The 25713-nt window shown below is 70.7% G+C and carries 27 protein-coding genes, 2 pseudogenes and 1 riboswitch; of the genes and pseudogenes, 17 read left to right on the top strand and 12 right to left on the bottom strand.

The window, feature by feature from the left end; translation table 11 throughout:
• Position 1: 1 nt before the first annotated feature.
• Positions 2–160, bottom strand: a riboswitch (SAM riboswitch).
• Positions 161–308: 148 nt separating this feature from the next.
• From D1369_RS22505 to otsB, 3 genes are read left to right on the top strand one after another with little or no spacing between them, the layout of a single operon-like run.
• Positions 309–1253 carry a glucosyl-3-phosphoglycerate synthase gene (locus tag D1369_RS22505; RefSeq protein WP_007382898.1) on the top strand — a complete coding sequence of 315 codons (945 nt, stop codon included), beginning with the start codon at positions 309–311 and terminating at the stop codon, positions 1251–1253.
• 60 nt (positions 1254–1313) lie between these two features.
• The gene (locus D1369_RS22500) at positions 1314–2702 is read left to right on the top strand and encodes a trehalose-6-phosphate synthase (protein ID WP_007382899.1); all 1389 of its coding nucleotides are present in this window, start codon (positions 1314–1316) and stop codon (positions 2700–2702) included.
• Positions 2699–3526, top strand: coding sequence for a trehalose-phosphatase (gene otsB, locus D1369_RS22495; RefSeq protein WP_037900565.1), 828 nt, complete (start codon positions 2699–2701; stop codon positions 3524–3526). Before D1369_RS22500 ends, otsB begins: the two co-directional genes overlap by 4 nt.
• 3 nt (positions 3527–3529) lie before the next feature.
• On the opposite strand, the gene D1369_RS22490 is transcribed toward otsB, so the two are convergent.
• Both D1369_RS22490 and D1369_RS22485 read right to left on the bottom strand, forming a co-directional pair.
• Positions 3530–3763, bottom strand: a complete 234-nt coding sequence (locus tag D1369_RS22490; protein WP_037900567.1) for a DUF3263 domain-containing protein — start codon at positions 3761–3763, stop codon at positions 3530–3532.
• A 33-nt stretch (positions 3764–3796) separates the two neighbouring features.
• Positions 3797–5005: an extracellular solute-binding protein gene (locus D1369_RS22485; protein ID WP_037900570.1), complete on the bottom strand. Its 1209-nt coding sequence runs from the start codon at positions 5003–5005 to the stop codon at positions 3797–3799.
• A gap of 169 nt (positions 5006–5174) precedes the next feature.
• Here D1369_RS22485 and D1369_RS22480 point away from each other — a divergent pair, with 169 nt between their 5' ends.
• From D1369_RS22480 to D1369_RS22460, 5 genes are all read left to right on the top strand, one after another.
• Entirely contained in the window at positions 5175–6119 is a 945-nt protein-coding gene (locus tag D1369_RS22480; protein ID WP_007382903.1) for an ROK family protein, read from the top strand.
• Positions 6120–6199: 80 nt separating this feature from the next.
• On the top strand, positions 6200–7330 hold the full coding sequence (gene nagA, locus D1369_RS22475; RefSeq protein ID WP_037900573.1) for an N-acetylglucosamine-6-phosphate deacetylase: 1131 nt from the start codon (positions 6200–6202) through the stop codon (positions 7328–7330).
• Between the two features lie 85 nt (positions 7331–7415).
• On the top strand, positions 7416–8345 hold the full coding sequence (locus D1369_RS22470) for a 1-phosphofructokinase family hexose kinase (RefSeq protein WP_007382905.1): 930 nt from the start codon (positions 7416–7418) through the stop codon (positions 8343–8345).
• A 103-nt stretch (positions 8346–8448) separates the two neighbouring features.
• Positions 8449–8925: a hypothetical protein gene (locus D1369_RS22465; RefSeq protein WP_007382906.1), complete on the top strand. Its 477-nt coding sequence runs from the start codon at positions 8449–8451 to the stop codon at positions 8923–8925.
• A gap of 78 nt (positions 8926–9003) precedes the next feature.
• A complete protein-coding gene (locus tag D1369_RS22460) occupies positions 9004–9945 on the top strand; it encodes a hypothetical protein (protein ID WP_007382907.1) in 942 nt (313 codons plus the stop codon).
• A 12-nt stretch (positions 9946–9957) separates the two neighbouring features.
• Here the strand turns inward: D1369_RS22460 and D1369_RS22455 are convergent, their stop codons facing one another.
• Complete coding sequence (locus tag D1369_RS22455; protein WP_007382908.1) at positions 9958–10929, bottom strand: hypothetical protein; 972 nt, start codon at positions 10927–10929, stop codon at positions 9958–9960.
• Between the two features lie 123 nt (positions 10930–11052).
• The gene (gene cdgB, locus D1369_RS22450; protein ID WP_037900577.1) at positions 11053–12699 is read right to left on the bottom strand and encodes a diguanylate cyclase CdgB; all 1647 of its coding nucleotides are present in this window, start codon (positions 12697–12699) and stop codon (positions 11053–11055) included.
• A 349-nt stretch (positions 12700–13048) separates the two neighbouring features.
• Between cdgB and D1369_RS22445 the strand changes: the two genes are divergently transcribed.
• The gene (locus D1369_RS22445; protein ID WP_007382910.1) at positions 13049–13624 is read left to right on the top strand and encodes a flavin reductase family protein; all 576 of its coding nucleotides are present in this window, start codon (positions 13049–13051) and stop codon (positions 13622–13624) included.
• 42 nt (positions 13625–13666) lie between these two features.
• Positions 13667–14137: a GNAT family N-acetyltransferase gene (locus D1369_RS22440; RefSeq protein ID WP_007382911.1), complete on the top strand. Its 471-nt coding sequence runs from the start codon at positions 13667–13669 to the stop codon at positions 14135–14137.
• A gap of 13 nt (positions 14138–14150) precedes the next feature.
• Here D1369_RS22440 and D1369_RS22435 read toward each other — a convergent pair whose 3' ends face one another.
• Together D1369_RS22435 and arfB are read right to left on the bottom strand one after the other, a co-directional pair.
• Positions 14151–15002, bottom strand: coding sequence for a sigma-70 family RNA polymerase sigma factor (locus tag D1369_RS22435; protein ID WP_007382912.1), 852 nt, complete (start codon positions 15000–15002; stop codon positions 14151–14153).
• Between the two features lie 139 nt (positions 15003–15141).
• The gene (gene arfB, locus D1369_RS22430; RefSeq protein ID WP_037903421.1) at positions 15142–15570 is read right to left on the bottom strand and encodes an alternative ribosome rescue aminoacyl-tRNA hydrolase ArfB; all 429 of its coding nucleotides are present in this window, start codon (positions 15568–15570) and stop codon (positions 15142–15144) included.
• 162 nt (positions 15571–15732) lie between these two features.
• On the opposite strand from arfB, the gene D1369_RS22425 reads away from it, so the two are divergent.
• Complete coding sequence (locus D1369_RS22425) at positions 15733–16308, top strand: TerD family protein (protein WP_007382914.1); 576 nt, start codon at positions 15733–15735, stop codon at positions 16306–16308.
• Positions 16309–16435: 127 nt separating this feature from the next.
• Positions 16436–16588 (top strand): annotated as a pseudogene (locus tag D1369_RS43940) (ATP-binding protein); the annotation flags it as partial.
• A gap of 24 nt (positions 16589–16612) precedes the next feature.
• Here the strand turns inward: D1369_RS43940 and D1369_RS22415 are convergent.
• The 5 genes from D1369_RS22415 to D1369_RS22395 form a co-directional block, all read right to left on the bottom strand.
• Positions 16613–16993: a nuclear transport factor 2 family protein gene (locus tag D1369_RS22415; protein WP_007382915.1), complete on the bottom strand. Its 381-nt coding sequence runs from the start codon at positions 16991–16993 to the stop codon at positions 16613–16615.
• Positions 16990–17871 (bottom strand): NAD-dependent protein deacetylase, encoded by an 882-nt coding sequence (locus D1369_RS22410; RefSeq protein ID WP_037900582.1) that lies wholly within the window; start codon positions 17869–17871, stop codon positions 16990–16992. Before D1369_RS22410 ends, D1369_RS22415 begins: the two co-directional genes overlap by 4 nt.
• A complete protein-coding gene (locus D1369_RS22405; protein WP_037900585.1) occupies positions 17868–18857 on the bottom strand; it encodes a protein-ADP-ribose hydrolase in 990 nt (329 codons plus the stop codon). The genes D1369_RS22410 and D1369_RS22405 overlap by 4 nt, the downstream gene beginning before the upstream one ends.
• Before the next feature lie 215 nt (positions 18858–19072).
• A complete protein-coding gene (locus tag D1369_RS22400; protein ID WP_007382917.1) occupies positions 19073–19834 on the bottom strand; it encodes a nuclear transport factor 2 family protein in 762 nt (253 codons plus the stop codon).
• Complete coding sequence (locus D1369_RS22395) at positions 19831–20520, bottom strand: DsbA family protein (RefSeq protein ID WP_050789715.1); 690 nt, start codon at positions 20518–20520, stop codon at positions 19831–19833. The genes D1369_RS22400 and D1369_RS22395 overlap by 4 nt, the downstream gene beginning before the upstream one ends.
• Positions 20521–20650: 130 nt before the next feature.
• On the opposite strand from D1369_RS22395, the gene D1369_RS22390 reads away from it, so the two are divergent.
• The 4 genes and pseudogenes from D1369_RS22390 (at position 20651) to D1369_RS22375 (ending at position 23725) form a co-directional block, all read left to right on the top strand.
• Positions 20651–21547, top strand: coding sequence for an AraC family transcriptional regulator (locus tag D1369_RS22390; protein ID WP_007382919.1), 897 nt, complete (start codon positions 20651–20653; stop codon positions 21545–21547).
• A gap of 309 nt (positions 21548–21856) precedes the next feature.
• Positions 21857–22711, top strand: a complete 855-nt coding sequence (locus tag D1369_RS22385; RefSeq protein ID WP_037900588.1) for a DNA-binding protein — start codon at positions 21857–21859, stop codon at positions 22709–22711.
• Positions 22681–23150 (top strand): annotated as a pseudogene (locus D1369_RS22380) (Uma2 family endonuclease); the annotation flags it as partial. The gene D1369_RS22385 and the pseudogene D1369_RS22380, both read left to right, overlap by 31 nt.
• A 50-nt stretch (positions 23151–23200) precedes the next feature.
• Positions 23201–23725 (top strand): GNAT family N-acetyltransferase, encoded by a 525-nt coding sequence (locus tag D1369_RS22375; RefSeq protein ID WP_037900591.1) that lies wholly within the window; start codon positions 23201–23203, stop codon positions 23723–23725.
• A 10-nt stretch (positions 23726–23735) separates the two neighbouring features.
• Here D1369_RS22375 and D1369_RS22370 read toward each other — a convergent pair whose 3' ends face one another.
• Complete coding sequence (locus D1369_RS22370) at positions 23736–25151, bottom strand: M1 family metallopeptidase (RefSeq protein ID WP_007382923.1); 1416 nt, start codon at positions 25149–25151, stop codon at positions 23736–23738.
• A gap of 40 nt (positions 25152–25191) precedes the next feature.
• Between D1369_RS22370 and D1369_RS22365 the strand changes: the two genes are divergently transcribed.
• The gene (locus D1369_RS22365; RefSeq protein ID WP_007382924.1) at positions 25192–25692 is read left to right on the top strand and encodes a hypothetical protein; all 501 of its coding nucleotides are present in this window, start codon (positions 25192–25194) and stop codon (positions 25690–25692) included.
• Positions 25693–25713 lie beyond the last annotated feature (21 nt).

The raw sequence follows: 25713 nt of genomic DNA, 5'->3' as shown, positions 1-25713 counted from the left end.
CTCCTCATCTTCCTCACGACGCATCTCGCCGTGAGACGGATTTGGCACCTTCCCGAGTCGGGAGCCTCGCGGAGACGATCGTCAGCGATCGCTACGAGAACCGACTGGAGGGTTGCCGGGGCTTCATCGGGCCGTATCCCTCTGCCCCTCTGGATGAGCGGTATGAAGTTGTGAACGGCGGGCCACCCAGGACATGCGATGGTCACCCGCGTTGTTCAAGACTGTAACCGAAGGCCAGGACAGTTGAGAGAGTCGTCCGAACGGCGAGATGGATCACACGCAGATCACACGCAGAGGAGCCGCGCACTGTGCTGAACGAAGTCGAGCGCTGGCTGGCCACCCGTTCCTGGTCCGCGAGCGATCGCCCACTCCACCGGATCATGGCCGCGAAGCGGAGCACGGGGCGGACCGTCAGTGTCGTCCTGCCCGCGCTCAACGAGGAGGAGACGGTCGGTGACATCGTCGCCGTGATCCGTCATGACCTCATGCAGCAGGTCCCGCTCGTCGACGAGATCGTCGTCGTCGACTCGGGATCGACCGACCGTACGTCCGAGGTCGCCGAGGCGGCCGGCGCGCGGGTCGTCCACCGTGACGACATCCTCCCGCGTATACCGGCCGTGCCCGGCAAGGGCGAGGTCCTGTGGCGTTCCCTGCTCGTCACCAGCGGGGACATCGTCTGTTTCATCGACGCCGACCTGAAGGAGTTCTCCTCGGACTTCGTCGCCGGCATCGTGGGCCCGCTGCTCACCGACCCCGAGGTCGACCTGGTCAAGGGCATGTACGACCGTCCCCTGGGCGGCGCCGCCGGGCAGGGCGGCCGGGTCACCGAGCTCATGGCGCGCCCGCTGCTGAACATGCACTGGCCGCAGCTGGCCGGTTTCGTACAGCCGCTGGGCGGTGAGTACGCGGCCCGGCGTTCGCTGCTGGAGCAGCTGCCGTTCCCCGTCGGCTACGGCGTCGAGCTGGGCATGCTGGTCGACGCCCTGCACCTGGTCGGGCTGAACGCGCTCGCCCAGGTCGATGTCGGGGTGCGCAAGCACCGTCACCAGGACGGGCAGGCCCTGGGCCGGATGTCCGCCGCGATCTACCGCACCGCGCAGCTCCGGCTGGCCCGCGGTCACATGATCCGGCCCGCTCTCACCCAGTTCGAGCGGGGCCGGGACGGCTTCGAGCCGCGTACGTACTCCGTGGACACGGAGGAGCGGCCGCCGATGGTGGAGATCGCGGAGTACGCGCAGCGGAAGGTCGCGTAACCGCACGGAAGTGCGCAACCGTACGTTTGAGCGTTTGGGGGCCGGGCTAGGTTGAGGCGTATGGCGTCAACCAACAGTGCTGCTCAGGTGCTGGTCGCGTCCAACCGCGGCCCGGTCTCGTACGAAGTGCGCGAGGACGGCTCGCTGCATGCCAAACGCGGTGGCGGCGGGCTGGTCTCGGGCCTGTCGGCGATCGGCTCCGGCGCGGACTCCCTGTGGGTGTGCTCGGCGCTCGGCGACGGCGACCGCGAGGCGGTCCGGCGCGGGGTCGGCGAGCCGGGGGTCCGCATGCTCGACATCCCGGCCGACGTGCACGCCGACGCCTACAACGGCATCGCGAACTCGGTGTTGTGGTTCGTCCACCACCTGCTGTACCAGACCCCGCTGGAGCCGGCCTTCGACGCGGAGTTCCGGCGGCAGTGGGCGTCGTACGAGACGTACAACCGCGCCTTCGCCGAGGCGCTCGCGGAGGAGGCGGCCGAGGGGGCGGCGGTCCTGGTGCAGGACTACCACCTGTGCCTGGTGCCGGGGATGCTCCGCGAGCTCCGCCCCGACCTGCGCATCGCCCACTTCTCGCACACGCCGTGGGCGCCGGTGGACTACTTCCGGATGCTGCCGGACGACATCGCGGGCCAGGTCCTGCGGGGCATGCTGGGCGCCGACCGGCTCGGCTTCCTCACCCGGCGCTGGGCGGACGCCTTCACGGCCTGCTCCACGGAGCTCGCGGACGGGCTCGGCGAGACCCGGATCGGGGTGCACGGTCTTGGCGCGGACGCGGACTTCCTGCGCGCCCGCTCCCACGAGGCCGACGTCGAGGAGCGGATCGTCGCCCTGCGCGAGGAGATCGGCGCGGGCCGGAAGACGATCGTGCGGGTGGACCGGACCGAGCTGTCCAAGAACATCGTGCGCGGGCTGCTCGCCTACCGGCGGCTGCTGGAGTCGCGGCCGGAGTGGCGGGAGCGGGTCGTGCACGTGGCGTTCGCGTATCCGTCGCGGCAGGACCTGGCGGTGTACCGGGACTACACGGCCGAGGTGCGGCGGGTGGCCGAGGAGATCAACGACACGTTCGGCACACCTGGCTGGACCCCGGTCCTGCTGAATCTGAAGGACGACTTCGCGCGCTCCCTCGCCGCGTACCGGCTGGCGGACGTGGCGCTGGTCAACCCCATCCGGGACGGCATGAACCTGGTCGCGAAGGAGGTGCCGGTGGTCTCCGACGTGGGGTGCGCGCTGGTGCTGTCGCGGGAGGCCGGGGCGTACGAGGAGCTGGGTGACGACGCGATCGTGGTGAACCCGTTCGACGTGGAGCAGACGGCGGCGGCCCTGCACGAGGCCCTGACGATGCCGGCCCACGAACGCGCCGAACGCGCGAAGCGGCTCGCCGCGGCGGCGACGGCGCTCCCGCCTGCGCAGTGGTTCCTGGAGCAGCTGAACGCGCTGAACGGATGAGCATGAACCTTCCAACGCCCACCACCCCCGCCGGTCAGGAGGGCCTGCGCGCACTCCTCGCGGAGCCGAGCCGCGCGGTGATCGGCCTCGACTTCGACGGGACGCTGGCGCCGATCGTGGCCGATCCGGAGCAGGCGCGGGCGCACCCCGAGGCGGTGGCGGTCCTCGCCGCCCTGGCGCCGAAGGTGGCCTCCGTGGCGGTGATCACCGGCCGCCCGGCCGAGATCGCGGTCCGCTACGGCGGCTTCGCGGGCGTCCCCGGCCTGGAACACCTGACGGTCCTGGGCCACTACGGCGCCGAACGCTGGGACGCGACGACCGGCGAGGTCACGGCGCCCGAGCCGCACCCGGGCGTGGCCGCGGTCCGTGCCGAGCTGCCGGCGCTTCTCGACGGGACCGGCGCCTGGATCGAGGAGAAGGGCGGCCGGGCGGTGGCGGTCCACACCCGCCGGGCCCCGGACCCCCAGGCCGTCTTCGACGCCCTCCGCGTCCCGCTCACCGAGCTGGCCACCCACCACGGCCTGATCGTCGAACCGGGCCGGCTGGTCCTGGAACTGCGCCCGCCGGGCATGGACAAGGGCGTGGCCCTGCTGACCCATGTCCGCGAGCTGTCCGCCGCCTCCGTCCTCTACGCCGGCGACGACCTGGGCGACCTGCCCGCCTTCTCCGCGGTCGACGACCTGCGCGCCGCCGGTACCCCCGGCCTCCTGGTGTGCAGCGGCAGCGACGAGGTGACGGAACTGCGGAAGCGGGCCGACCTGGTGGTGGACGGCCCGGCCGGTGTGGTGGGCCTGCTGCGGGACCTGGCGGAGCGACTCACCTGATCCTCAGCGCTCCGCCCGCCGCGTCTCCCGCACTCTGCGCAGCCGGTTCACCGTCACCGGGTCGAAGGCCAGCGCGCGCTCGTCGTCCAGCAGGGCGTTGAGCAGCTGGTAGTAGCGGACCGGCGCGAGGCCCAGTTCCTCGCGGATCGCCCGCTCCTTCGCGCCGGGCCCCGCGAAGGAGCGGCGCTCCAGCGCGAGGATGTCCCGCTCCCGGCGGTCGAGTTCCGCATGCTCCATGCCCGGAACCGTAACGCCCGCCACTGACAGCGCCTACTCCGCCTTCTGCGCGGTCAGCTGCAGGGCGCGCAGCACCTCGGCGGGGCTCCCGTCGGAGCTCACCGCGGAGCCGATCCGCTTCTTCACGGCCGCGCTGACCGCGGCCCAGGACGTCTTGTCCACCGGCGGCAGCTCCGAGCTGGGCAGCGCGTTCAGGAAGGGCTTGAGGTCGGCGTCCTGAGAGTCCCCGCTCATGGCCCCGGACGCGGAGTTGGTCACCGGCAGCAGGTCGTACTCCCGCGAGAACGCGAGCACGTTCTTCTCGCTGTAGACGAAGTCGAGGAAGTCCCCCACCTGTTCGGCGTGCCCGTTCTGCCGGAAGCTCATCATCCAGTCGGCGACGCCCATGGAGTTCTTGGTCCTCCCCTCGGCGCCGGGCATGGGCACCATCCCGAACTTCACCCCCTTCGCGGCGGCGATCTTCATCAGCGAGGGGTGCCCGTTGAGCATCCCGACGTCCCCCGCGGCGAACGCCGAGAACGCGGCGGCCCGGTTCAGGTTCTCGGGCGCGACGGGACCGGTCAGCCCCTTGCCGACGAGGTCGTCCTTGAGCCAGTTCAGCGTCGCGACGTTCTCCTCGGAATCGATGCCGTACGTGCCCATGGAGTCGACGTAGCCGCCGCCCCCGCTCAGCAGCCACTGCATGGTCTCGGCCTGCGCCTCCTCGGGGCCGAGCGGCAGCGCGTACGGGTACTTCACCCCGTCCGCCTTGAGCGCCTCGGCGTCCGCGGCCAGCTGCTTCCACGTCGTCGGCGGGGTGAGCCCGGCGCCGGCGAAGAGGGCCTTGTTGTAGAAGAGCAGCCGGGTCGACGCGGCGAACGGCATCCCGTACTGCATGCCGTTGATCCGCCCGGCGGAGGCGAGCTGCGACACGAAGTCGGCCTGCTCCCGGATGCCGAGCAGCTCGTCGGCCTTGTACAGCAGCCCCTTGTCCGCGTAGTCGGCGTAGGCGCCGATCTGCGCCATGTCGGGCGCCTTCCCCGCGTCGACCAGCTCCTTGACCTTGCGGTCGACGTCGGTCCAGGAGTACACGCTGACGTCGATCTTCACGCCGGGGTGCTGGGCCTCGTACTCCTTGACGAGCTTGTCCCAGTACTTCTGGGAGCTGTTGGCCGAGCTGTCGCCGTAGTCGGCGGCGACCAGCTTCAGCGTCACCTCGTCCGATCCTCCGCCCAGCCCGCAGCCGCCGAGGACCGCCGTCATACCCAGTGCGGACACCGCCGCGATCGTTCCCGTCCTACGCCGCCGCACCGACAACCGCCCCACACTCACACTCGAAAGCTTTCGAAAAGTCATACATATCTCGGAACTAAGGTCTACACCACGTAAGTGGACTAGACCTCTTGCGGGTCAACGGGTCACACTGTTCCCCGTGAGACATGTCATCGCCCTCGACGTGGGCGGCACCGGGATGAAGGCGGCCTTGGTCGGCGCGGGCGGCGAGCTCCTGCACCGGGCCCGCCGGGCCACCGGCCGCGAGCGCGGACCGGACGCGGTCGTCGACGGCATCCTCGACTTCGCCGCCGAGCTGCGCGCGTACGGCACCGAGCACCTCGGCGTCCCCGCCGCCGCGGCCGGTGTCGCCGTCCCCGGCATCGTCGACGAGGACCGGGGCATCGCGGCCTACGCCGCCAACCTGGGCTGGCGGGACGTCCCCCTGCGTGACCTGCTCACCGCCCGCCTCGGTGGTGTCCCGGTCGCCCTCGGCCACGACGTCCGCACCGGCGGCCTCGCCGAGGGCCGCATCGGAGCCGGCCAGGGCACCGACCGCTTCCTCTTCGTCGCCCTGGGGACCGGCATCGCGGGCGCGATCGGCATCGCGGGCCGGGTGGAGGCGGGCGCCCACGGATTCGCGGGCGAGATCGGCCACATCGCCGTACGCCCGGACGGCGCGCCCTGCCCGTGCGGCCAGCGGGGCTGCCTGGAGCGGTACGCCTCCGCGGCGGCCGTCAGCGAGGCCTGGGCCTCGATCACCGGGAACCCGGAGGCGGACGCGGCGGACTGCGCGAAGGCGGTGGAAGCCGAGGACCCGAGGGCCCGCGAGATCTGGCAGCACGCCGTGGACGCCCTGGCCGACGGCCTGGTCACCGCCCTCACCCTCCTGGACCCCCGCACCCTGATCATCGGTGGCGGCCTGGCAGAGGCGGGGGAAACCTTGTTCACACCGCTCAGGGAAGCGGTCCGAAGCCGGATCACCTTCCAGAAACTCCCGACCATCGTCCCGGCGGCCCTGGGCGACACGGCGGGCTGCCTCGGTGCCGGCCTCCTGGCCTGGGATCTCCTCGACAAGACGAACAGTTCGGAGGCAACTCGCTGATGGCAACCGCCCCAGGGGCGCGGGGAACTGCGCGACCAGCCACAACGCACCCGCACCCCGCACCGGCCGGAACCCCCCTGGTGCTCTCCGGCGCCCACGTGGTCCTGCCCACGGGAACGGTCAGGAACGGCCAAGTCGTCATCGAGGGCACGCGCATCACCGGTACCGCCCCCGAGAACGCCCAGGTCCTCGACGTCACCGGAAACTGGCTGGTCCCAGGCTTCGTCGACCTCCACAACCACGGCGGCGGCGGAGCCTCCTTCACCTCGGGCACCGTCGACGACGTACTCAAGGGCGTCCGCACCCACCGCGACCACGGCACCACCACCCTCGTCGCCTCCACCGTCACCGGCGACATGGACTTCCTCGCCCAGCGAGCCGGTCTGCTGAGCGAGCTCGCCGAGCAGGGCGACATCGCCGGCGTCCACTTCGAAGGGCCGTTCATCTCCCCGTGCCGCAAGGGCGCGCACTCGGAGGAACTCCTGCGCCACCCCGACCCGGCGGAGGTCCGCAAGCTGATCGACGCGGCGCGCGGGCAGGCGAGGATGCTCACCCTCGCCACCGAACTCCCCGGCGGCATCGACTCCGTACGGCTCCTCGCCGAACACGGAGTCATCGCGGCGGTCGGTCACACGGACGCGACCTACGAGCAGACCGTCGAGGCGATCGAGGCGGGCGCCACCGTCGCGACCCACCTCTTCAACGCGATGCCGCCCCTCGGCCACCGCACCCCCGGCCCGATCACCGCACTCCTGGAGGACGAGCGGATCACGGTCGAGCTCATCGACGACGGCACGCACCTGCACCCGGCCGCGCTGCAACTGGCGTTCCACCACGCGGGAGCAGCCCGGGTCGCCCTCATCACGGACGCCATGGACGCGGCCGGCTTCGGTGACGGGCGTTATCTGCTCGGCCCCCTGGAGGTGGAGGTCAGCGAGGGAGTCGCCCGGCTCGTGGAGGGCGGCTCGATCGCCGGCTCGACACTCACCCTGGACCGCGCCTTCAAGCGGGCGGTGACCATCGACCGGCTCCCGGTCGAGGACGTCGTCGCGGCGATCTCCGCCAACCCGGCCCGGCTCCTCGGCATGTCCGACCGCATCGGCTCGCTGGAGCCCGGCAAGGACGCCGACCTGGTCCTCCTCGACCATCAATTCGACCTCAAGGGCGTCATGCGCCGGGGGGAATGGGTGGTCGCTCCCCAACTGGGGTGATGTGTCCCGCTGTTGGGGCCGGGACGGTCCTGGGAGACTGGACGGGCACATTCTGTCGTCGGGGGACACGTGGGAGGTCGGCCAGGTGATCCTCACGGTCACACTGAACACCGCTCTCGACATCACCTATCGCGTACCGTCGCTGCGGCCGCACACCAGTCACCGGGTCACCGAGGTCGTCGAACGCCCCGGCGGCAAGGGCCTGAACGTGGCCCGGGTGCTGGCCGCGCTCGGCCACGAGGTGACGGTCACCGGCTTCACGGGCGGCGCCACGGGCCGCATCGTCCAGGACCGACTCACGGCCGTACCGGGCCTGGTGGACGCGCTCGTCCCGGTGACCGGACCGACCCGGCGCACGGTCGCCGTCGTGGACGAACGCTCCGGCGACACCACCCAGTTCAACGAACCTGGTCCGACGGTGACGCCCGCGGAGTGGTCGGCCTTCCAGGAGACGTACGCGGATCTCGTCCCGTCCGTCTCGGCGGTGGCCCTGTGCGGCAGCCTGCCACCGGGGGTGCCGGTGGGGGCGTACGCGGGCCTGATCCGCACGGCGAAGGCCGCCGGGGTCCCGGTCCTCCTCGACACCAGCGGAGAGGCACTGCGCCGCGGGGTCGCCGCCCGCCCCGACATCCTCAAGCCGAACGCCGACGAACTGGCGGAACTGACCGGCTCCCACGAGCCGTTGCGCGCGACGCGGGACGCGCGGCGGCGGGGCGCCCTTGCCGTCGTGGCTTCCCTGGGCAAGGAGGGCCTGCTCGCGGCCACCCCGGAGGGCCGCTGGCGTGCCACCCCGCCGACCCGCATCAGGGGCAATCCGACGGGCGCGGGCGACGCGGTGGTCGCGGGTCTGCTGTCGGCCCTGGTGGAGCACCTCCCCTGGCCGGACCGCCTGACCCGAGCGGTCGCGTTGTCCGCGGCGACCGTGCGGGCCCCGGTGGCGGGGGAGTTCGACCGGGATGTGTTCGACGAACTGGTCGGGCGAGTAGAAGTCACGACAGACGTCAGCGCTGCTTAAACGTCGACATTGTCACCCCCCTGAAAATGTTGACGCAAATGGAAGTCCGACCGGTATGGTCAACGCGGCAAACCAACTTTGACACTGGGCATCAAGGGGAACAGTGGGTAAATCTCGCGTTTTCGGCACAATCCTGGGGACGGCCGCACTGATCGCGGGTGCAGGGGTTCTCAACGCGGCTCCGGCATCCGCCGCGGTAACCGGAACCTGTTATACCGACCGACCCTGCATCTGGCTCTACTACAACAGCGCGTATGAAGGGTCGCACATCCTGATCGGCGGCGGCAGCATATCCAACCTGGACGGCTACACCTATCCCTACGCAGGGGCGGGTAAGGGTCTGCCGGTCAAGAACAATGCCGCCTCCGCCAAGATGCGCGCCGACGACAGTTTCTATCCCTCGTCCATGACGGTGTTCTACTACAGCGGCTACGGCGGCCCCTGCGACCGCTTCATGTCCTCCGAGCTCGGCATCAAGGAAGGGCCGAAGCTCGTCCGCACGTACAACGAGAACGCCTCGGTGAAGCAGGTCCTCGGTACCTACCAGGCCAACCACCCGAGCAACTGCTTCAACTGGTGACCGTCACCCGCTGACACACCAGACCGCCGTGGTTCTTCCTTTCTCCGGAAGGAAGAACCCCGGCCAGAGAAGAGACGCGTGCCCATGAAGCGATCAACAGCACTCCTCGTGACGGCCGGTGCCACCGCACTGGCCGTCTCGGTCTCCGTCCCCCTCGTCCGCTCCCTGAACGACACGGATTCCCCGGCGCGGGAGACCGGCGCCCCAGCGGAACGCACGCTGGCCCCCGCGCCCTCCGGGACACCGGCCAAGGACTTTGTCCTCTCCCTCCCGCTGGCCGCGTACTCCCTGACCCGAGAGCAGCAGGTCCTCCTCGACCGGGCGCAGATCAGGCTCCAGGAAACCTGTGTGCGGCGCCTGAGCTCGTCGGATCTTCCTCCCCGCGAGGTACCGGACGCGTCCGCCGCGGTGGAACCCAGCAGACGGTACGGAATCGTGGATATGGAGTCGGCGAAGCGGTACGGCTACCAGTCACCCGACACCCCGTCCAGCACGGCGTCCCTGCCCAGGCCGAACGAGACCCAGGCAATGCTGCTTTCCGGCCGCACTTCCGCCGGCAAAGCGCTGAAAACGTACAAAGGGCACGCCGTACCGGAAGGCGGGTGCAATGCTGAGTCCCGGGACGCGATCTACAAAGACCACGACAAAGAGCCCGGCATAGCGGTGGCTCAGCAGATAGACATCGACAGCTACAAGAGGTCGCTGCAGGATTCGCGTGTCAGCGCGGCCTTCTCCGACTGGTCCCGGTGCATGAAGCGCGCGGGGTACACCTACGAGTCGCCGATGAAAGTCGCCGATGACCCGGAGTTCGCTGACGCCAATTACTCGAAGAGAGAGCGCTCGGTCGCCGTAGCTGATGTCACCTGCAAATTCGAGGTGCGTCTTCCACAGACCTGGATCGCGGTCGAGTCCGCGATCCAGAAGAAGATGATCGAGCGGAGGCAGTCCGCTCTGACTCACCTTTCGGAGAGCCAGAAGCTCATGGTCCAGAGAGCGCGGAGGGTGCTGGCGGAGAAGTGACCCGAACCGGGGTCATTTCTTCACCTGACCTGCTTTCAGCCACAGCTGGTCCAGCAGGACGTTGCACTTGTCGCCGTTCTCGCAGGAGATGGAGAGCGTGTTGGTGCCCTTGTTCAGGGAGGGCCACGCGTAGGTCTTCGTCCAGCCCTTGGAGAAGTCGCCGTCGCTGATCTTTGCGAAGTTGCCGAGGTTCAGCGGGCTGCCGAACTTCTTGCCGTTGACGGTGAGCGTCATCGACTGGTCCTCGTTGACCGCGCTGTAGCGCGCGAAGAGGGTGTAGAGGCCGTCCTTGGGAATGCCGTTGACCGTCCAGGTGACCGAGCGGCCGACCTGGTCGAGGCCGGTGACATAGACACCGCCGTCGGAGGCGGCGCCCTGGATGTCGGAGGCTGTCGTCACCCCGGTGCCGAGGTTCAGCACCTTGGCGTCGATCGCCGGGAGGTCGGCCTCGCTCGCCTCGTCGCTGCCCGACGGACTCGGCTGCGAGCTCTGGGACGTGCTCGGGCTCGCCGCCGCGTCGTTGCCGCTGTCGTCCTTCTTGTCGTCGCCGCCCGCCATCGCGATGCCGATGCCGATGACCACCGCGGCGACCACCGCGATCGCGCCGATCAGCAGCCCCTTGGTGTTGGGGCCCCCGCTCCGGCGGCCGCCGCCGGCGTTGTAGCCCGGCATGGGCTGCTGGCTGGTGGGGGCGCCGCCCGGCAAGGTCTCGGGGGCGGCGTAGTGGGCGGCGGGCTGGTTGTAGCCACTCGGGCCCTGCTGCTGCGGGACCTGGCCGTACGCGGCGGTCGGCGCGGCCTGCGCCTGCTGCTGGCCGTACTGGCGCTGGCCGACCGAGCGTGATCGGTTGACGGAGTTCGGGTAGCCGTAGCCGTAGCCGCCGCCGGAGGGCGGCTGGGCCCCATTGGCCTGGCCGTCGGCGTAGAGGTAGCCGAACGGGTCTTCGTCCTCGGGCGTGCTCGCGCCGTTGTTGCCGGACGTCATCCCTTGGTACTCCTCAACAGGTCTGCGGATCAGATGCGATACGTGGAGTCAGAATGGCGAGCCTACCCGCTCCTGATGGCCCAAACGGGTGACTCGGATCGCATCAGCTCGCTGACCTGGGCATCAGCCCGCGCGTCTGTGTTGTTTGGGACGAGATCGTTTCTCGACGTACATCCGCTCGTCGGCGGACTTCAACACCTCGTCCGCGGTCATGCCGCAGTGCGCCCAGCCGATGCCGAAGCTGGCACCGACCCGGACGGCCCGTCCCTCGGCCCGGATGGGCTGGATGATCTCGTTGCGCAGGCGTACCGCGAGGTCCGCCGCGTCGGCCTTGCCGAGGCCGTCGGCGAGGATCACGAACTCGTCGCCGCCGAGCCGGGCCACGGTGTCGCCGTCGCGGACGCACTGGGACAGCCGCCGGGCGACCTCGATGAGTACCGCGTCGCCCGCGTTGTGGCCGAACCGGTCGTTGATCGACTTGAAGCCGTCGAGGTCGCAGAAGAGCACCGCGAGCCCCTTGGTGCCGTCGTCGCGCTCCCCCTCGGGGGCGACGGTGTGCACATGGTGGTCGAAGGCGGCGAACGCCTCGGTGCCGCCCTGCCGGAAGTCGAAGCCGTGGCCGCCCGCGTCGAAGGCCGGGTGGCCGAAGGCGGAGTCGACCGGCTCCAGGGCGCCGGTGTGGGTGGGGCGCTGACAGAGCCGGGAGGACAGCCGCGCGCGCAGCTCGGCGGAGTTCGGCAGGCCGGTCAGGGAGTCGTGGGAGGCGCGGTGGGCGAGCTGGAGCTCCCGGCGCTTGCGCTCCTCGATGTCCTCGACGTGGGTGAGCAGGAAACGCGGGCCGTCGGCGGCGTCGGCGACCACCGAGTTGCGCAGGGACACCCAGACGTAGGTGCCGTCCCGGCGCCCGAGGCGGAGCTCGGCCCGGCCGCCCTCCGCGGAGGTGCGCAGCAGGGTGCCTATGTCCTCGGGGTGGACCAGGTCGGAGAAGGCGTAGCGGCGCATCGCGGACGCGGGGCGGCCGAGGAGACGGCACAGGGCGTCGTTGGTGCGCAGGATGCGGCCGTGCTGGTCGCCGCCCATCTCGGCGATGGCCATGCCGGAGGGGGCGTACTCGAAGGCCTGCCGAAAGCTCTCTTCGCTGGCCCGAAGGGCCTGCTGTTCCCTTTCGAGCCTGACCAGCGCGCGCTGCATGTTCGCACGCAGACGCGCGTTGCTGATCGCGATGGCGGCCTGGAACGTGTACATCTGGAGCGCTTCACGGCCCCACGCGCCCGGCCTGCGGCCGTTGCGCGGCCGGTCCACGGAGAGCACGCCGATCAGCTCACCGCCCTGCCCGCCCGGCGTGTACATCGGCGCGAACAGCCGGTCGGAGGGGTGCCACTCGTCCTCGAAGCGGGGTGCGGGGCCGTCGGTGTACCACTGCGGGACGTCGTCGTCGTCGAGGATCCAGCCCTCGGTGTGCGGGATGAAGACCAGGTCGCCCCAGGTCTCCCCCATGCTCAGCCGGCGCTCCCAGGACTCGCGGGAACCCACCCGGCCGGTGATCAGCGCCTCGGCGGCCTGGTTCCCGGCGAAGGCGGCGACCACGAGGTCCCCGTCGGGGCGCACGAGATTGACGCACGCCAGCTCGTAGCCGAGTGCGGTGACCACGCCGTTCGCGACGGTCTGCAGCGTGTCGGCCAGGCTGCGGGCCGTGTTCATGTCGGCCATGACCTCGTGCAGCTGTCGCAGGGACGCAAGACGGACGTACGGCTCCGACTCGCTCTCCATTGCTCGCCCTCCCCCCGAGACCTCGCAGCGAATCAAGGGTTCTCTTCGGCGTATCTTCAGTGCGGTTTCGTTGGTGCGGCTTCGTCGGTACTTCCCGCCACTGAATCACAGCGCGCTTCCCACTCGGTACACAGGGTCAACAATTGGCGCCCCTTGTGACTCAAGTCACAGCGAAAGATGAACAATTGAGTGGGGTTTCTGCGTTTTCCCTGTGCGTTTACTGAACGCAAACTTTGGGTGTTTGTGAACGCCGTGCGCATCTCCGCCGGTAGACCTAGGTCCGGCCCCGGTCCGGCCTCGGCCGAAGGCCCGATGCGGTCCGCCCGGAGGTGACATTAGCGTTTCCGGCGTGCCGAACACTCCTGCCGCCACCGCGCCGATGATCCCTCCGCCCGCTTCCGGGCATGCTGTGGGGGTGAGCAACGACGAGTTCCGCGCCGCCATGTCCCGGCTGGCCGCGGGCGTGGTCCTGGTGACCGCGTTCGAGCCGCCGCTCGACGCCGAGGGACCGAAGGGCGAGGACGTCGGCATGACGGCGACGGCGTTCCTGTCCGTCTCCCTGGACCCGCCTCTGGTGCTGGTCAGCCTGCGTACGGGCTCCCGGATGGACGACCTGCTCGACGAGCAGCCGCTGTGGGCGGTGTCCGTCCTGTCCGAGAGCCAGCGCCACATCGCCGGCCGTTTCGCCATGAAGGGCCGCATCAGCGACCGCCTCCTGTTCGAGGACATCCCCTACGTCCGCGGCAAGGCCACCGGCGCCCTTCTGGTGGGCGGCGCCCTCGCCACCCTGGAGTGCCGCACCGAACAGCGCGTGGAGGCCGGCGACCACACCCTGGTGATCGGCCGCGTCCTGACCGCCGACGTACCGAGCGCGGACGGCGGCCCACTGACGTATTTCCGCGGCCGGTACCGGCAGTTGGGATGAATTCAGGGGCGGCGCGCCGCCGGCGCGCCCTAAGGTCGCCTGATGACATTCGCACCGCGCCTCGAAGAGATCACACCCGGGAATTTCGAAACGGCGACCGGCATACGCGTCCGGCCCGAGCAGGAATTCGCGGTCTCCCCCGTGATGCAGTCCCTCGCCGAGGCGTACGTCCATCCCGCGGGCGTCGCCTGGCCCCGCCTGATCGTCGACGGTGACCGCACGGTCGGCTTCCTGATGGCCTTCCTCGACATCGACTGGCGCGCCGACGGCGGCAGCCTGCGACGCTCCGGCCTGTGGCGGCTGAACATCGCGGCGGACGCCCAGGGCAGGGGCTACGGCCGTTTCGCCGTCGAGTCCGTCGCCGCGGAGCTGCGCCGCCGGGGCACGAAGGAGTTGTACGTCACCTGGCACGAGGGCCCCGACGGCCCGGCGGAGTTCTACCTGAAGCTCGGATTCCGCCGCACCGGGGAGCTGAGCGAGGAGGAGACGGTGGGAGTCCTGGACCTCCTCTAGAGGAGGGTGACGTCTAGAGGAGGGTGACGTCCGTCCGCGCCACCCGCGCCGGGTCCGTGGTGATGTCGATCACGGCGATCCGGTCGTGTACGAACGTGAACGCGAGCGTCCGCTCCACCCGGCCGTCCCGCAGCAGCGCGATACCGGTGCGGCCCTCGACGAGAGCCGGTGCGGCGACACCGACGATGTGCCGCCCGTAGCCGCTCGCCCCCTTGGCCACGGCGAGGGCTCCCGTCGTCACCCCGGCCTCCGTACGCACCACGACATCCGGGTCGAGGACCTCCAGCAGCCCCTCGAAGTCCCCTTCCCTCGCGGCGGCGAGGAAGGCGTCGACCAGTTCGCGCCGGCGGGCGGGGGTGACGGGATCGGGGTCCACGTCCTGCGTGCCCCGCACCCGGCGCCGCGCCCTGCTGGCCAGCTGACGGGTGGCCGCAGAGGACTTGCCGATGACGCCCGCGATCTCGTCGTAAGGGACGGCGAAGAGGTCGTGAAGGACGAAGGCGAGCCGTTCGGCGGGGGTGAGGGTGTCCAGGACGACGAGCAGGGCGCTGCCGACCGAGTCGGCGAGGAGGGCGTCCTGCTCGGGATCGGGGACGGTGGCCGGAACCGGTACCTCGGGCTCCAGGGGCTGTTCGGCGCGGGACCTGCGGGAGCGGAGCATGTCGAGGCAGACCCGGCCCACGACCGTCGTCAGCCAGCCCCCGAGGTTGTCGACGCGTGTGGTGTCCGACCGGCTCGTCCGCACCCAGGCCTCCTGCACGGCGTCCTCGGCCTCGGCGACCGACCCGAGCATCCGCTGCGCCACCGCCCGCAGCTGCCCCCGGTGCGCCTCGAAGCGTTCGGCCAGGAAGTCCTCGTCGCGCATGGGTCACCGCTCTCGTCAGTCGTCAGCTCTCGGTCTGTTGACGGATGAGACGGGGAGAATGTGACGCGCCCCCATAGGGGCGCGGGGAACTGCGCGACAAGCCACGACGGCGCCGCACCCGACCGACGGCCTGGAGGCGTTACCCCCAGTCCCGCCCCGACCGCCCCCGCTTCGTGTCCGACCGCTGCTTCTTCTCCCGCAGCCGCCGCTCGTTGATCCCACGAGGAATCCGGGTCGCCCGCCGCGGCTTCGGCGGCGGCGCCGTGGCCTCGGCGAGCAGCGCCGCGAGGCGTACGGCCGCGGTCTCGCGGTTGCGCCACTGCGAGCGGTGCTCGGAGGAGCGGACGGTGACGACCCCGTCCACGAGCCGTCCGGCCAGCTTCGCGAGCGCCCGCTGCTTCCACACGTCGGGCAGGGACTCGGTACGGGCCAGGTCGAACCGCAGCTCCACCTGGGAGTCACTGGTGTTGACGTGCTGGCCACCGGGGCCGGAGGAGCGCGAGAAACGCCACATGAGCTCGGCCTCGGGAAGGGAGACGGAGCCGCGGATGACGTGGGGACCGGACATGGGGTCCATGTTCCCGGCTCTGTCCGGTCCACGTCACCCGAATATCGCTTGGTAAAGAAAGTAAAACGCGGGGGAACCTTGGACACCCCTCGCGGCGTTCATACGGGTAGCTGTAGCTTCATGCCCGTACTGCCGTACATAACGAGGGAAGGACTCCCAACCATGGCTGTAAGCCTGTCCAAGGGTGGCAACGTCTCGCTCACCAAGGAGGCTCCGGGCCTGACCGCCGTCACCGTGGGCCTCGGCTGGGACGTCCGCACGACCACCGGCACGGACTTCGACCTCGACGCCTCCGCGATCGCGGTCAACACGCAGGGCAAGGTCTACTCCGACGCCCACTTCGTCTTCTTCAACAACAAGCAGACCCCGGACCAGACCATCGTCCACACCGGTGACAACCGCACCGGTGAGGGCGCGGGCGACGACGAGGCGATCAACGTCAACCTGGCCGGACTCCCGGCCGACATCGACAAGATCGTCTTCCCGGTCTCGATCTACGACGCGGAGAACCGCTCGCAGAACTTCGGCCAGGTCCGCAACGCCTACATCCGCATCGTCAACCAGGCCGGCGGCGCCGAGATCGCCCGCTACGACCTCTCCGAGGACGCGGCCACGGAGACGGCGATGGTCTTCGGCGAGCTGTACCGCAACGGCGCGGAGTGGAAGTTCCGCGCGGTGGGCCAGGGCTACGCGTCCGGCCTGGTCGGCATCGCCACGGACTTCGGCGTGAACGTCTGACGTCCCGCTGCGCTGAGCTGAACGTGAGCCCCTGGTCGTACCGGCCGGGGGCTCACGTCTGTGACACGAAGGCGGTCCAGGTGGCGGGGGTGAAGGCCAGACGGGGGCTGCCGTCGTTGCCGCTGCTGTCTACGTCGTCGGGGACACCCTGCGCATCGAGGTCACGGACACCCGGGGCGACCGTCTGCCGCGGACCGAACTCCCCGCACCGGACGCCGAGTCGGGCCGAGGGCTCGTACTCGTGGACGCGCTCGCCGACCGTTGGGGAGTCGCACCCGGCTGCCGCCGGCAGTGGGTGAAGGGATCAGAACATGGTGTTGTCGTTCTTGGAGGTGGGGGGAACCACCTGGAGGACGTCCCAGTGTTCGACGATTCTGCCGTCCGCGTCGAAACGGAAGATGTCGATGCCGGCGTACTCCTCGTCGGGCCAGGTCTGGTGGCAGTGCAGGATCACGTGGTCACCGTCGGAGAAGGCGCGCTTGACCTCCACGCGTTTGCCCGGGTACTCGGCCGCCATGCGCTCGAAGTAGTCGATGAACGCCCGCTTGCCGTCGCCGACATGTGGATTGTGCTGGATGTAGGTGTCTCCGGCGTACTGGTGGATGGCCTCTGCGGGGCGGCACTGGTTGAACATCAGGTCGTAGAACGCCTGAGCCGTGGCCTTGTTCTTCTGCGGGTCGCTCATGGTGCCACCGTAGGGTCGGGTGCCGGGTGCGGCACGGTGAGGGCGTTGAGCAGGTGGCCGGCCCCGGCGGGGACGGACAGGGTCCGGCCGGCGAGGTCGTCGGGGGTTTCGGGGTGGGTGGGGTTGACGCGCACGAGGCGTGCGTGGGGAAGCCCGCGGGTGAGGTTTTCACCGGGCCATCGGATGACGCCGGGGGTGTTGAATCCGGCGCCGAACTCGAGGATGAGCAGGCGGGCGTCGGCAGCGCTGCCCAGCCAGTCCTGGAGGCGGCGGCCCGCGGGGAGGTAGGGGTCGTCGACGAACTCGGGGCCGATGCGGACGTTGATCTCGACCTCGCCGCCGCAGTTCGGGCACCTGGGCAGGGGGCCGGTGACGGCGCCGGTGGCTCGGTCGTACGTGGCGAGGAGCCGGGCGACGACGGGGCGGCTGTCGAAGGTGGTCGGGGTGCAGGGGGTGGTGCACTGGTAGCGGCCGTAGTCGCCCTGCGGGGTGAAGATGCGGTCGGGGTCGAAGCCGCTCCGGGCGAACAGGGCGTCCACGTTGGACGTCATCACCCAGTGGTCCTTGTCGCCGACCAGGGAACGCAGCTGCTGGTAAAGGGGGTTGGGTTCCGCAGAGAAGCGGATGTCGTCGATGTGGACGGCCCAGTAACCCCACCACAGCTCGGGCGGCAGGGGGACGCCGACCATGTAGCGGGAACGCAGGCCGAGGCGGTGCAGGGCGGGGAAGAGTTCCCGGAAGCGGTCCTCGTCGCCGTAGTCGTATCCGGCGGCGGCGCTGAGTCCGGCCCCGGCGGTGATCAGGACGCGGTCGGCCTCGCCGAGCCAGGTGCCTAGCGTTCCGGCGGCGGTTTCCAGGTCGAGGGCGGGCTGGGTCATCGGGGCTGGGTCCCTTCGGTCAGTGCCATGACGTAGGCGGCACGGTCGTCGTCCGCGTACACGTTGAAGATCACCCGGTCGAGCCGTCCGGGGTGGTGGTCGAGCCAATCGGCCACGGTGTCCAGGGCGATGCGGGCGGCGGGCGCCTTGGGATAGCCGAAGACGCCGGTGCTGATGCCGCAGAACGCGAGGGTGCGGATGCCGCCCACGTCGGCGGCAAGGTCGAGGCAGGCACGGTACGAAGCCGCCAGCGCCTGCCGGTGCTCGGGGAGCACTGGGCCGTCGACGATCGGGCCGACGGTATGCAGGACATAGCGGGCGGGCAGGTGGTGGCCGCGAGTGATCTTGGCGGTGCCGGTCGGCTCCGGGTGGCCCTGGAGGGACATGACCGTGTGGCAGTCGTGGCGGAGGCGCGGGCCGGCCGCGGAGTGGAGGGCGTTGTCGATGCACGGGTGCATCGGCCTGAAGCAGCCGAGAAGGGTGCTGTTGGCGGCGTTCACGACGGCGTCCGCGCCGAGGGTGGTGAGGTCGCCCTGCCACAGCACCGTACGGTCGGCGGCCCGGTAGGCGGTGTGGGGAAGCGTGTCGCGGACGGTGGGGAGCTCGGCGGCGCCGGTGATGCCGCGTGCCAGGCGTTCGGCGGTCAGGAGCGCGTCCAGCACGCGGGCGGCCCCGGTGGACAGCGGACCCGGTTCGCGGACCGTCAGCACGGCCCGCAGCAGCCGCCGGGCGGCGGTGTCGTCGATCCCGTCCGCGGCGCCGGGCCGCAACCCGGCCCTGACCGCGGCAGGGTCGTCGGCCAGCAGGACGAGCGCTTGGCGCACGAGGGCGGCGGGTCGGGCGTCCGGGGTGTGGTCGGTGCGCGGCCGGCGGCCGGCGTCCCTGGCGTGACCAGGACTCACCTCGTGGTCGGCGGCCGGTCCGTGCGGTTCGTCCAGGGCGACGGCGGCCCGGTAGGCGGCGAGTGGCAGGGAAGTCGGGCGCACGGGGTCCTCCGGGCGGTGAGCTGGTGTGCGGGGCGAAGGGGGACGGCTCCGCCGGACGGGGCACCGCCGTGCCTCACCCATGGATCGGTGACGGCACGGCGGCGGGTGAGGGTCCCTCAGGCGGGTTCGAGGATGCCGGTGTGCAGTTCGGCCGGCATAGGTGGCTCACTGGCCGCTGCTGTCTCCTCGCGAGCGGTGCGGTGCGGTGCGGGATCTCAGAACAGGCCGTTGGTGTGGGGCAGCTCGGCCGGGATCGGGGAGATGACGTCCCAGTGCTCGACGATCTTGCCGTTCCGGACGCGGAAGAGGTCGTAGTAGGCGACCGGGACACCGAACTCGCCCTCGGACTGCAGCAGGACGAACTCGCCCTCGGCGATGACCTTGTGGACGGTCTTGTAGACGAGGTTCTTGCCCTGCTCGGCCCACTGCGCGGCGGCGGCGCCGAAGCCGTCGAGGCCGTCGGCGGCCTCCGGGTTGTGCTGGTCGTAGGTCTCGGTGGAGATGTAGTCGGTGAGCACCGAGTAGTCGGCGCCGACCAGGACCTTCTGCGCGAACTCGGCGACCAGCGCCCGGTTGGCCTCGGTCTCCCCGGGCACGGTGACCTCGGTGGGGCCGTCGGTCTGCGAGCGCCCGGAGACGGTGTCCTCGACCTGCGGGGTCAGGGCGTCCCAGTGCTCGGCGAGCTTGCCGTCGGCGTCGACGCGGAAGATGTCGAAGGCGACCAGGGGGTCGGGCCCGAAGCCGTGGTACGTGCCGTGCAGGGCGACGACGTCGCCATCGGCGATCACCCGGGCGCCCTCGTAGCGGAAGCCCTCCGGCAGACCGGCGACCAACTGGCGCAGGGCCTCGGGGCCGTCGGCGGCCAGGGTGCTGTGCTGGGTGTAGTCGGCGGCGACCCAGCGGTCCACCGCGCTCGGGTCCTTCTGGCCGAACAGTTCGCCGGCGGCGGTCAGGACGGTGTTCTTGGCGTTGCTCATGACGGTTCTCCTCGCAAGGGCAGATCGTGGAAGGGGGCTTGGGGGACGGTCGCGGTCAGGCGCTGGTCGAGTGCGGCGGTCAGGGAGGCGGCGGTGGAGGCCGCGCCGCCCATCTGGTCGGCGCCGTGCGTGGTGTCCAGGAGCAGCGTCGGGTAGGAGAGGACGCGCAGCCGGCGCAGCGCGCGGAAGTCGGCGCGGGCCTTGACCCGGCCGGCTGGGGCCCCGAACGCCGTGGTCACGGCGTCCGCGTCCAGGCCGAGGTCGTCGGCGATGTCCCGGTAGACCTCGGGGTCGGACAGGCCGCGTCCGTCGACGAACCAGGCCCGCTGCAGGGCCTCGACCGCGTCCAGGGCGCCGACACCGGGCTGTGCGCGCAGTGCGGCCAGCCCCGCGGCCGCGGCGGTGGAGTCGAGCACGGTCGTGCCCTGCGCCAGGGCACGGTCGTAGCCCGTGCCGAAGGTGACTCCGGTGAGCCGCGTGACGGTGCCGCGTTCCGCCGACAGGGCCGGGTAGGCCGAGACCGGCAGTGCCCGGGGCCCGGTGTAGAGGCCGGCCGAGACGACGCCGAGCCGAATGCGGTGAGCGTTCTCCTCGGCGAAGGCCCGCAGGGCGGGGCCGAAGCCGTAGCACCAGGCGCAGTACGCGTCGAAGGCGTACGTCAGACCGGCTCGACCCACCGCAGACATCCCCGTCCTCCTCTCCGGCCTCTTGCCGCTCATTTCTTGCCGCTTTCCGACATCCATCGACGCCGGAGGGGCTGACCTCTCCAAAGTAGAGTTGCTGAACAGGGTCAATCCGATACGCTGACGACTGCTGATGGTCAAAAAACGACACGATGCTGTCCGAGGCGTCCCGGAGATCTCCTTCGCGGCGCCCGTCGGCACCCCCGCCGGCGTCGAAGTACTGCCCCTCGCCGAGCTGCGCCGGCGCGTGCCCGCCGAGCGGCTCACGGCCCCGCAGCGCCCGGACTTCCACCACCTGATCGTCGTCACGGGCGGAACCCTCTGGCACACGGTCGACTTCACCGCCTACGCACTCGAACCGGGATCATGGCTGTGGGTCCGCCCCGGCCAGGTGCAGCAGTGGGGCGATCTCACCCACGCCGAGGGCACCCTGGTGCTGTTCCGGGAGGACTTCCTCGACCAGGCCACCGCCGCCGGCGCCCTCGTGGCGGACCCGCACGCGCCGAATTTGCGCCGGCCGCTGCCCGAGGACGCCCAGGCCCTGCGCCTGGCCGCCGACCATCTCGCCGCCGAGTTCCGGGCCCTAGGCCGCCTGCCTCTGGAGATCCACACCGCGGCCCTGCGGCACCTGCTGGCCGTTCTCGTCCTGCGCCTGGCCCACCTGACCGCACCCGTCGGCAGCCCCGTCCCCGAGCCCGACGCCACCTATCTGCGCTTCCGTGACGCGGTGGAAAGGGACTTCGCCCGCACCCGCCGGGTCGAGGACTACGCGCTGGCGCTCGGCTACTCGGCCCGCACCCTGGCGCGCGCCACCCTCGCCGCGGCCGGCCTGGGCGCCAAGGAGTTCATCGACCGCCGCGTGGTCCTTGAGGCGAAGCGCCTCCTGGCCCACAGCGACCAGAGCGCCGCCCGCATCGCCGACCGCCTCGGCTTCTCCAGCGCCACCCACTTCAACAAGTACTTCCACCAGCGCACCGGCCAGACCCCGATCGCCTTCCGCGACACGGTTCGCGGCCGCAGCCCGAGCTGAGACGCGTCCACTCGAGACGGTGTGGGCGAAAATCGACCTCTCACCGGCACCCGGAAACGCGTACGTCGGTGGTGGGGGCGGTCTTTCCCAAAGAACCCTGGGGAGAAAGAACCCAGACCAAGCCCCACCTTTCCTCCCGCCTCGCGGCGCAGCTCACCCGGGCGGGTGAACATCACCAACTCAGCTGGATTTCGCCCCGGTTGCCTGCCCTACAGTCGGCGCAACACAACCGCAGACATGCAACGGCCCTCGCCGGGACTGGCATCCCAATGCGAGGGCCTGACCACCAAGGAAGAAAGCCCCTTCCCGATGGACACGCAAAACCCTAGCGCGCCCCCGTGCGCCGAGTCCCGTACGGCGGGCAAAAACCACCCCCGCGTGGGTGGTCTCCTCCACGACAACGCCCGCCACACCGAACGCTTCACGGTGATCGGCAACCACCTCGCCCAGCACCCCGAGCTCTCACTCGTCGCAAGAGGCCTGGCCCTGTACCTCCAGTCCCTCCCTGCGGGCGCCCCCGTGGACATCAAGACCCTCGCGACCCGCTTCCCCGAGGGCAGGGACCGGATCGCCGCCGCCCTGCGGGATCTGGAGGCCCACGGCTACCTGCGCCGCACCCGCGAACGCGTCCCCGGCGGCCGTATCGTCACCCGCACGGTCTCCTGCAACCGGCCAGGTCATCGCGGCCGTACCGGCGAGGACCAGGCCCCCGGGCCGCCGAAGAAACGGCAACCGCCCCGCAAGAGGCTCCTCCCGGCCGTTCCCCAACCGGGCTACCCCGCCACCGCTCTCCTCCAGCAGGACACCGACCTGCTCACCACCCTGCGCCGCCACGACCCCCGGCTGCTCCTCTCGGCCATGGACACGCAACACCTGGCCCACGGAGTCGCCGCGTGGCTGGAACGGGACCTCACCCCCAGCGACGTACGAGACGCCCTGACCGCGCACCTGCCCACAGAACCCCTGCACCGGCCGGCAGCTCTCCTGGCCCACCGCCTCACCGCCCAGCTGCCACCCCTGCCCCCGCACCGGCCCCCGGCCCCGCCCCCGGACGTACGGCACCCGCTCCAGACCTGCGACGGCTGCGACCGCGCCTTCCGCGCACCGGCCCCCGGGCGCTGCCGCGACTGCCGATGCGACCCCCCGGGAGCTCTCCCGGCATGAACTCCCACCAGTACCTGGCCGTACGAAGCCTCCTGCAATCCGTTGAGGACACGTTGCCGGGCAAGTTCGAGATCACGAAGGACGGCCTCGTACACGATCTGGGATCGCCCAGCAGCTCCCGAAGGAGATCGTGGCCCACTCGGGCGAGCCCGACGTGGAGGACGAGCCGGAAGGCATCCTGCGCCGTCCCGACGTGATGATGATCGCCATGGCGGACATGGACACCCAAGGCTCCTTTGATCCCCTCGCCCTCGCTGCCGCCATCGAGGTCGTCTCCCGCTCCAACCCCGACAACGACTGGGTCGGCAAGATGCGCGACTATCCCCTGATCGGCGTTCCCATCTACGCGATCTTCGACCCGCGCACCGCCACCGGCGCCGTCCTCACCGACATCCACGCCACCCCCGACGGCCCCCGCTATGCCACCCGCTACAAGGACTAGCCGGACATCACCGTCGGTGCCGCAGAGCCTCAACTACTCTGCCCGGCATGCTCCTCACCCCCCTCCTCCTCACCCCCGACCACGACATCCCGGCCCCCCTCCTGACCGAGCTCACCGCCCTGTACGCCGCCAACCACGAGTTCTTCGCGCTCAGCGGTGACTTCCCGGACCCGGACGACATCCGGCCGGAGCAGGTGGCGGCCGCGCTGGCCGAGGAGCTCGCGCATCCGGACGCGGAGGTGCTGCTGGCGCGCAGCGAGGGCCGGCTGGTCGGAATCGCGATCACCCTCGCCCACCACCCCGACCCGGCCGACCCGGACCCGTGGATCGGGCTGCTGATGATCGACGCGGGCGTGCACCGGCAGGGCCAAGGGCAGCGCCTCGCGCGGCTCGTCGAGGACCGCTTCCGCGCCGAGGACCGCACCGCCGTACGCCTCGCCGTGCTCGACGGCAACGCCCGCGCCCTCGCCTTCTGGACCGCCCTCGGCTACGAGGTCGTCGACCACCGGACGGACCGCCAACACGGCCGCCCCTGCGCGGTGTTGCGCAAGCCGCTGGACGAGCGGGACTGACCGACGTTCCTCAGGCCCGCTCCGGCTTCCCCTCCCCGTACAGCCACTCCTCCCAGATCGGGCCGAAGTCCTTGTCGGGGGCGAGGTCTTCGACGTACGTCGTGAAGTCCTCGGTGTCCGCGTTGCCGTGGCGGTGGGTGGTGGGCCAGTCGCGGAGGAGGGCCTTGAAGGCGGTGTCGCCGAGCCGCTGCCGGATCTTGTGGAGGACCATAGCGCCGCGCTGGTAGACGGGGCTGTCGGAGAGGTGCGCGGCGGTGGACGGCTTTCCGGGCGGGAAGGACCAGAGGTCGTCGTACACGTCCTCGCCGTGCGCGTACAGCTCGTCGAAGGTCTTCTGGGCGCTGTCGCCGCCGTGGTCCTCCGCCCACAGCCACTCGGCGTAGGTCGCGAAGCCCTCGTTGAGCCACATGTCCCGCCAGGTCTTCGGCGTGACCGAGTCGCCGTACCACTGGTGGGCGAGTTCGTGGACGAGGGTCTCGGTGTCGGGGGCGCCGGGGAAGAAGGGGCGGTTCTGCGTCTCCAGGGCGTACTCGGCGTCCCCCTCGCGGTCGACGATGGCGCCGGTGGAGGAGAAGGGGTACGGGCCGAAGATGTGCTGCGCCCACGTCATCACGGTGGGGATCTGCGCCAGGACCTTCCGGCTCGCGGCCGCCTCCCCCGGATCGACCGCGACGTACACGGGCAGGCCGTCGGGGAGGGCGGAGCTGTGGATGTCGTAGTCGCCGATCGCGAGGGTGGCGAGGTAGCTCGCCATCGGTTCGGCGGTGTGCCAGCGGGACGTCGTACGGCCGCCGGCGGTCCTGCTCGCCGTCAACTCGCCGTTGGAGACGGCCTGGAGGCCCTGGGGCACGGTGATCGTGAGGTCGTAGGACGCCTTGTCCGAGGGGTGGTGGTTGCCGGGGAACCAGGCCATCGAGCCGGTCGGTTCGCCTAGGGCCACCGCGCCGTCCTCGGTGGGCAGCCAGCCCTCCTCGGAGCCGTCCGGGTCGGTGATCGTCTTCGGGGTGCCGGAGTAGGTGACGGTCACACGGAAGGCGCGGCCCTCGTCGAGGTCGTCGTGCGGGCGGACGGTCAGCTCCTGGCCGGTGCGGTTCCAGCGGGCCGGGTCGCCGCCGACGGTGACCTTCTCGACGTCCAGGCCGTCGAGGTCCAGGTCGAAGGCGGTCAGGTCCTGGGTGGCGCGGGCGGTGAGGGTCGCGGTGCCGGAGAGCTTCGCGGTGTCCGGGTCGTAGGCGAGGTCCAGGGCGTAGTGGGTGACGTCGTAGCCGCCGTTGCCCAGCTTCGGGAAGTACGGGTCGCGCAGGCCGGAGCCGCCGGGGGTGCCGTGCACTCCGCCGTCGCATGCGGTGAGGGCGAGGGTTCCCGCGAGGAGCAGGGCGGCGGGGACACGCAGGGCGACGGGGACGAGCGGCGCGGATCGGGACACGCCAGTGATCCTATGAGGGCCGCGTGACACCATCGCCTACGTGCTCGACATCGGCTACGCCCTCTCCAACCGTTTCCCGGACCCCCCGCAGACCGACTACCGCCGCGCGGACGTCCACGCGCTGCGGTACGACCTGTTCTGCGGAGACGTGTATCTCGCGGACACCAAAGAGGACCGGGAACTGTCCACAGCCTGGGGATGGGTGCCGGTGCTCGACTTCGCGTGGGCGCTGTGCGACATCGTGGAACGCCTGGACCGCGACCCGGCGGGCTCCCGGGCCTCCCGCCCCCAGTACGCCGAACTCGACTTCACCGAGTCCACCGACCGCATGCTTTTCGAGCGCCGCTTCGGCTGGGTGGACATCGAGGCCGACTGGATGCCGGTGGAGGAACCCCCACTCACCTTCTCCCACGCGGACCTGCGCCGCGAGGCCCGTGACTTCCTGCACGACCTGATCGCCGATCTGGTCGACCTGCACGAGGACCTGGGCGAGAACCCGGCGATCTGGACGCTCCAGGCACGGTTCCCGAGGGTGGGATGAGCCATGGCTGGCCGGTCTCGC

It is taken from the genome of Streptomyces sp. CC0208, from assembly GCF_003443735.1.
GTDB classification, from domain to species: Bacteria; Actinomycetota; Actinomycetes; order Streptomycetales; family Streptomycetaceae; genus Streptomyces; species Streptomyces sviceus.
Note: the sequence above shows the minus strand (reverse complement) of the source record. Positions and strands in the feature narration are given on the sequence as shown.

Bases quoted from the DNA above. Each gene is read 5' to 3' on its own strand.
- D1369_RS22500 (WP_007382899.1), top strand. From the start codon at position 1,314: ATGGCGTCAACCAACAGTGCTGCTCAGGTGCTGGTCGCGTCCAACCGC.
- otsB (WP_037900565.1), top strand. From the start codon at position 2,699: ATGAGCATGAACCTTCCAACGCCCACCACCCCCGCCGGTCAGGAGGGC.
- D1369_RS22490 (WP_037900567.1), bottom strand. From the start codon at position 3,763: ATGGAGCATGCGGAACTCGACCGCCGGGAGCGGGACATCCTCGCGCTG.
- D1369_RS22485 (WP_037900570.1), bottom strand. From the start codon at position 5,005: ATGACGGCGGTCCTCGGCGGCTGCGGGCTGGGCGGAGGATCGGACGAG.
- D1369_RS22455 (WP_007382908.1), bottom strand. From the start codon at position 10,929: ATGACGTCCGGCAACAACGGCGCGAGCACGCCCGAGGACGAAGACCCG.
- cdgB (WP_037900577.1), bottom strand. From the start codon at position 12,699: ATGGAGAGCGAGTCGGAGCCGTACGTCCGTCTTGCGTCCCTGCGACAG.
- D1369_RS22440 (WP_007382911.1), top strand. From the start codon at position 13,667: ATGACATTCGCACCGCGCCTCGAAGAGATCACACCCGGGAATTTCGAA.
- D1369_RS22435 (WP_007382912.1), bottom strand. From the start codon at position 15,002: ATGCGCGACGAGGACTTCCTGGCCGAACGCTTCGAGGCGCACCGGGGG.
- arfB (WP_037903421.1), bottom strand. From the start codon at position 15,570: ATGTCCGGTCCCCACGTCATCCGCGGCTCCGTCTCCCTTCCCGAGGCC.
- D1369_RS22425 (WP_007382914.1), top strand. From the start codon at position 15,733: ATGGCTGTAAGCCTGTCCAAGGGTGGCAACGTCTCGCTCACCAAGGAG.
- D1369_RS22415 (WP_007382915.1), bottom strand. From the start codon at position 16,993: ATGAGCGACCCGCAGAAGAACAAGGCCACGGCTCAGGCGTTCTACGAC.
- D1369_RS22410 (WP_037900582.1), bottom strand. From the start codon at position 17,871: ATGACCCAGCCCGCCCTCGACCTGGAAACCGCCGCCGGAACGCTAGGC.
- D1369_RS22400 (WP_007382917.1), bottom strand. From the start codon at position 19,834: ATGAGCAACGCCAAGAACACCGTCCTGACCGCCGCCGGCGAACTGTTC.
- D1369_RS22395 (WP_050789715.1), bottom strand. From the start codon at position 20,520: ATGTCTGCGGTGGGTCGAGCCGGTCTGACGTACGCCTTCGACGCGTAC.
- D1369_RS22390 (WP_007382919.1), top strand. From the start codon at position 20,651: ATGGTCAAAAAACGACACGATGCTGTCCGAGGCGTCCCGGAGATCTCC.
- D1369_RS22385 (WP_037900588.1), top strand. From the start codon at position 21,857: ATGGACACGCAAAACCCTAGCGCGCCCCCGTGCGCCGAGTCCCGTACG.
- D1369_RS22375 (WP_037900591.1), top strand. From the start codon at position 23,201: ATGCTCCTCACCCCCCTCCTCCTCACCCCCGACCACGACATCCCGGCC.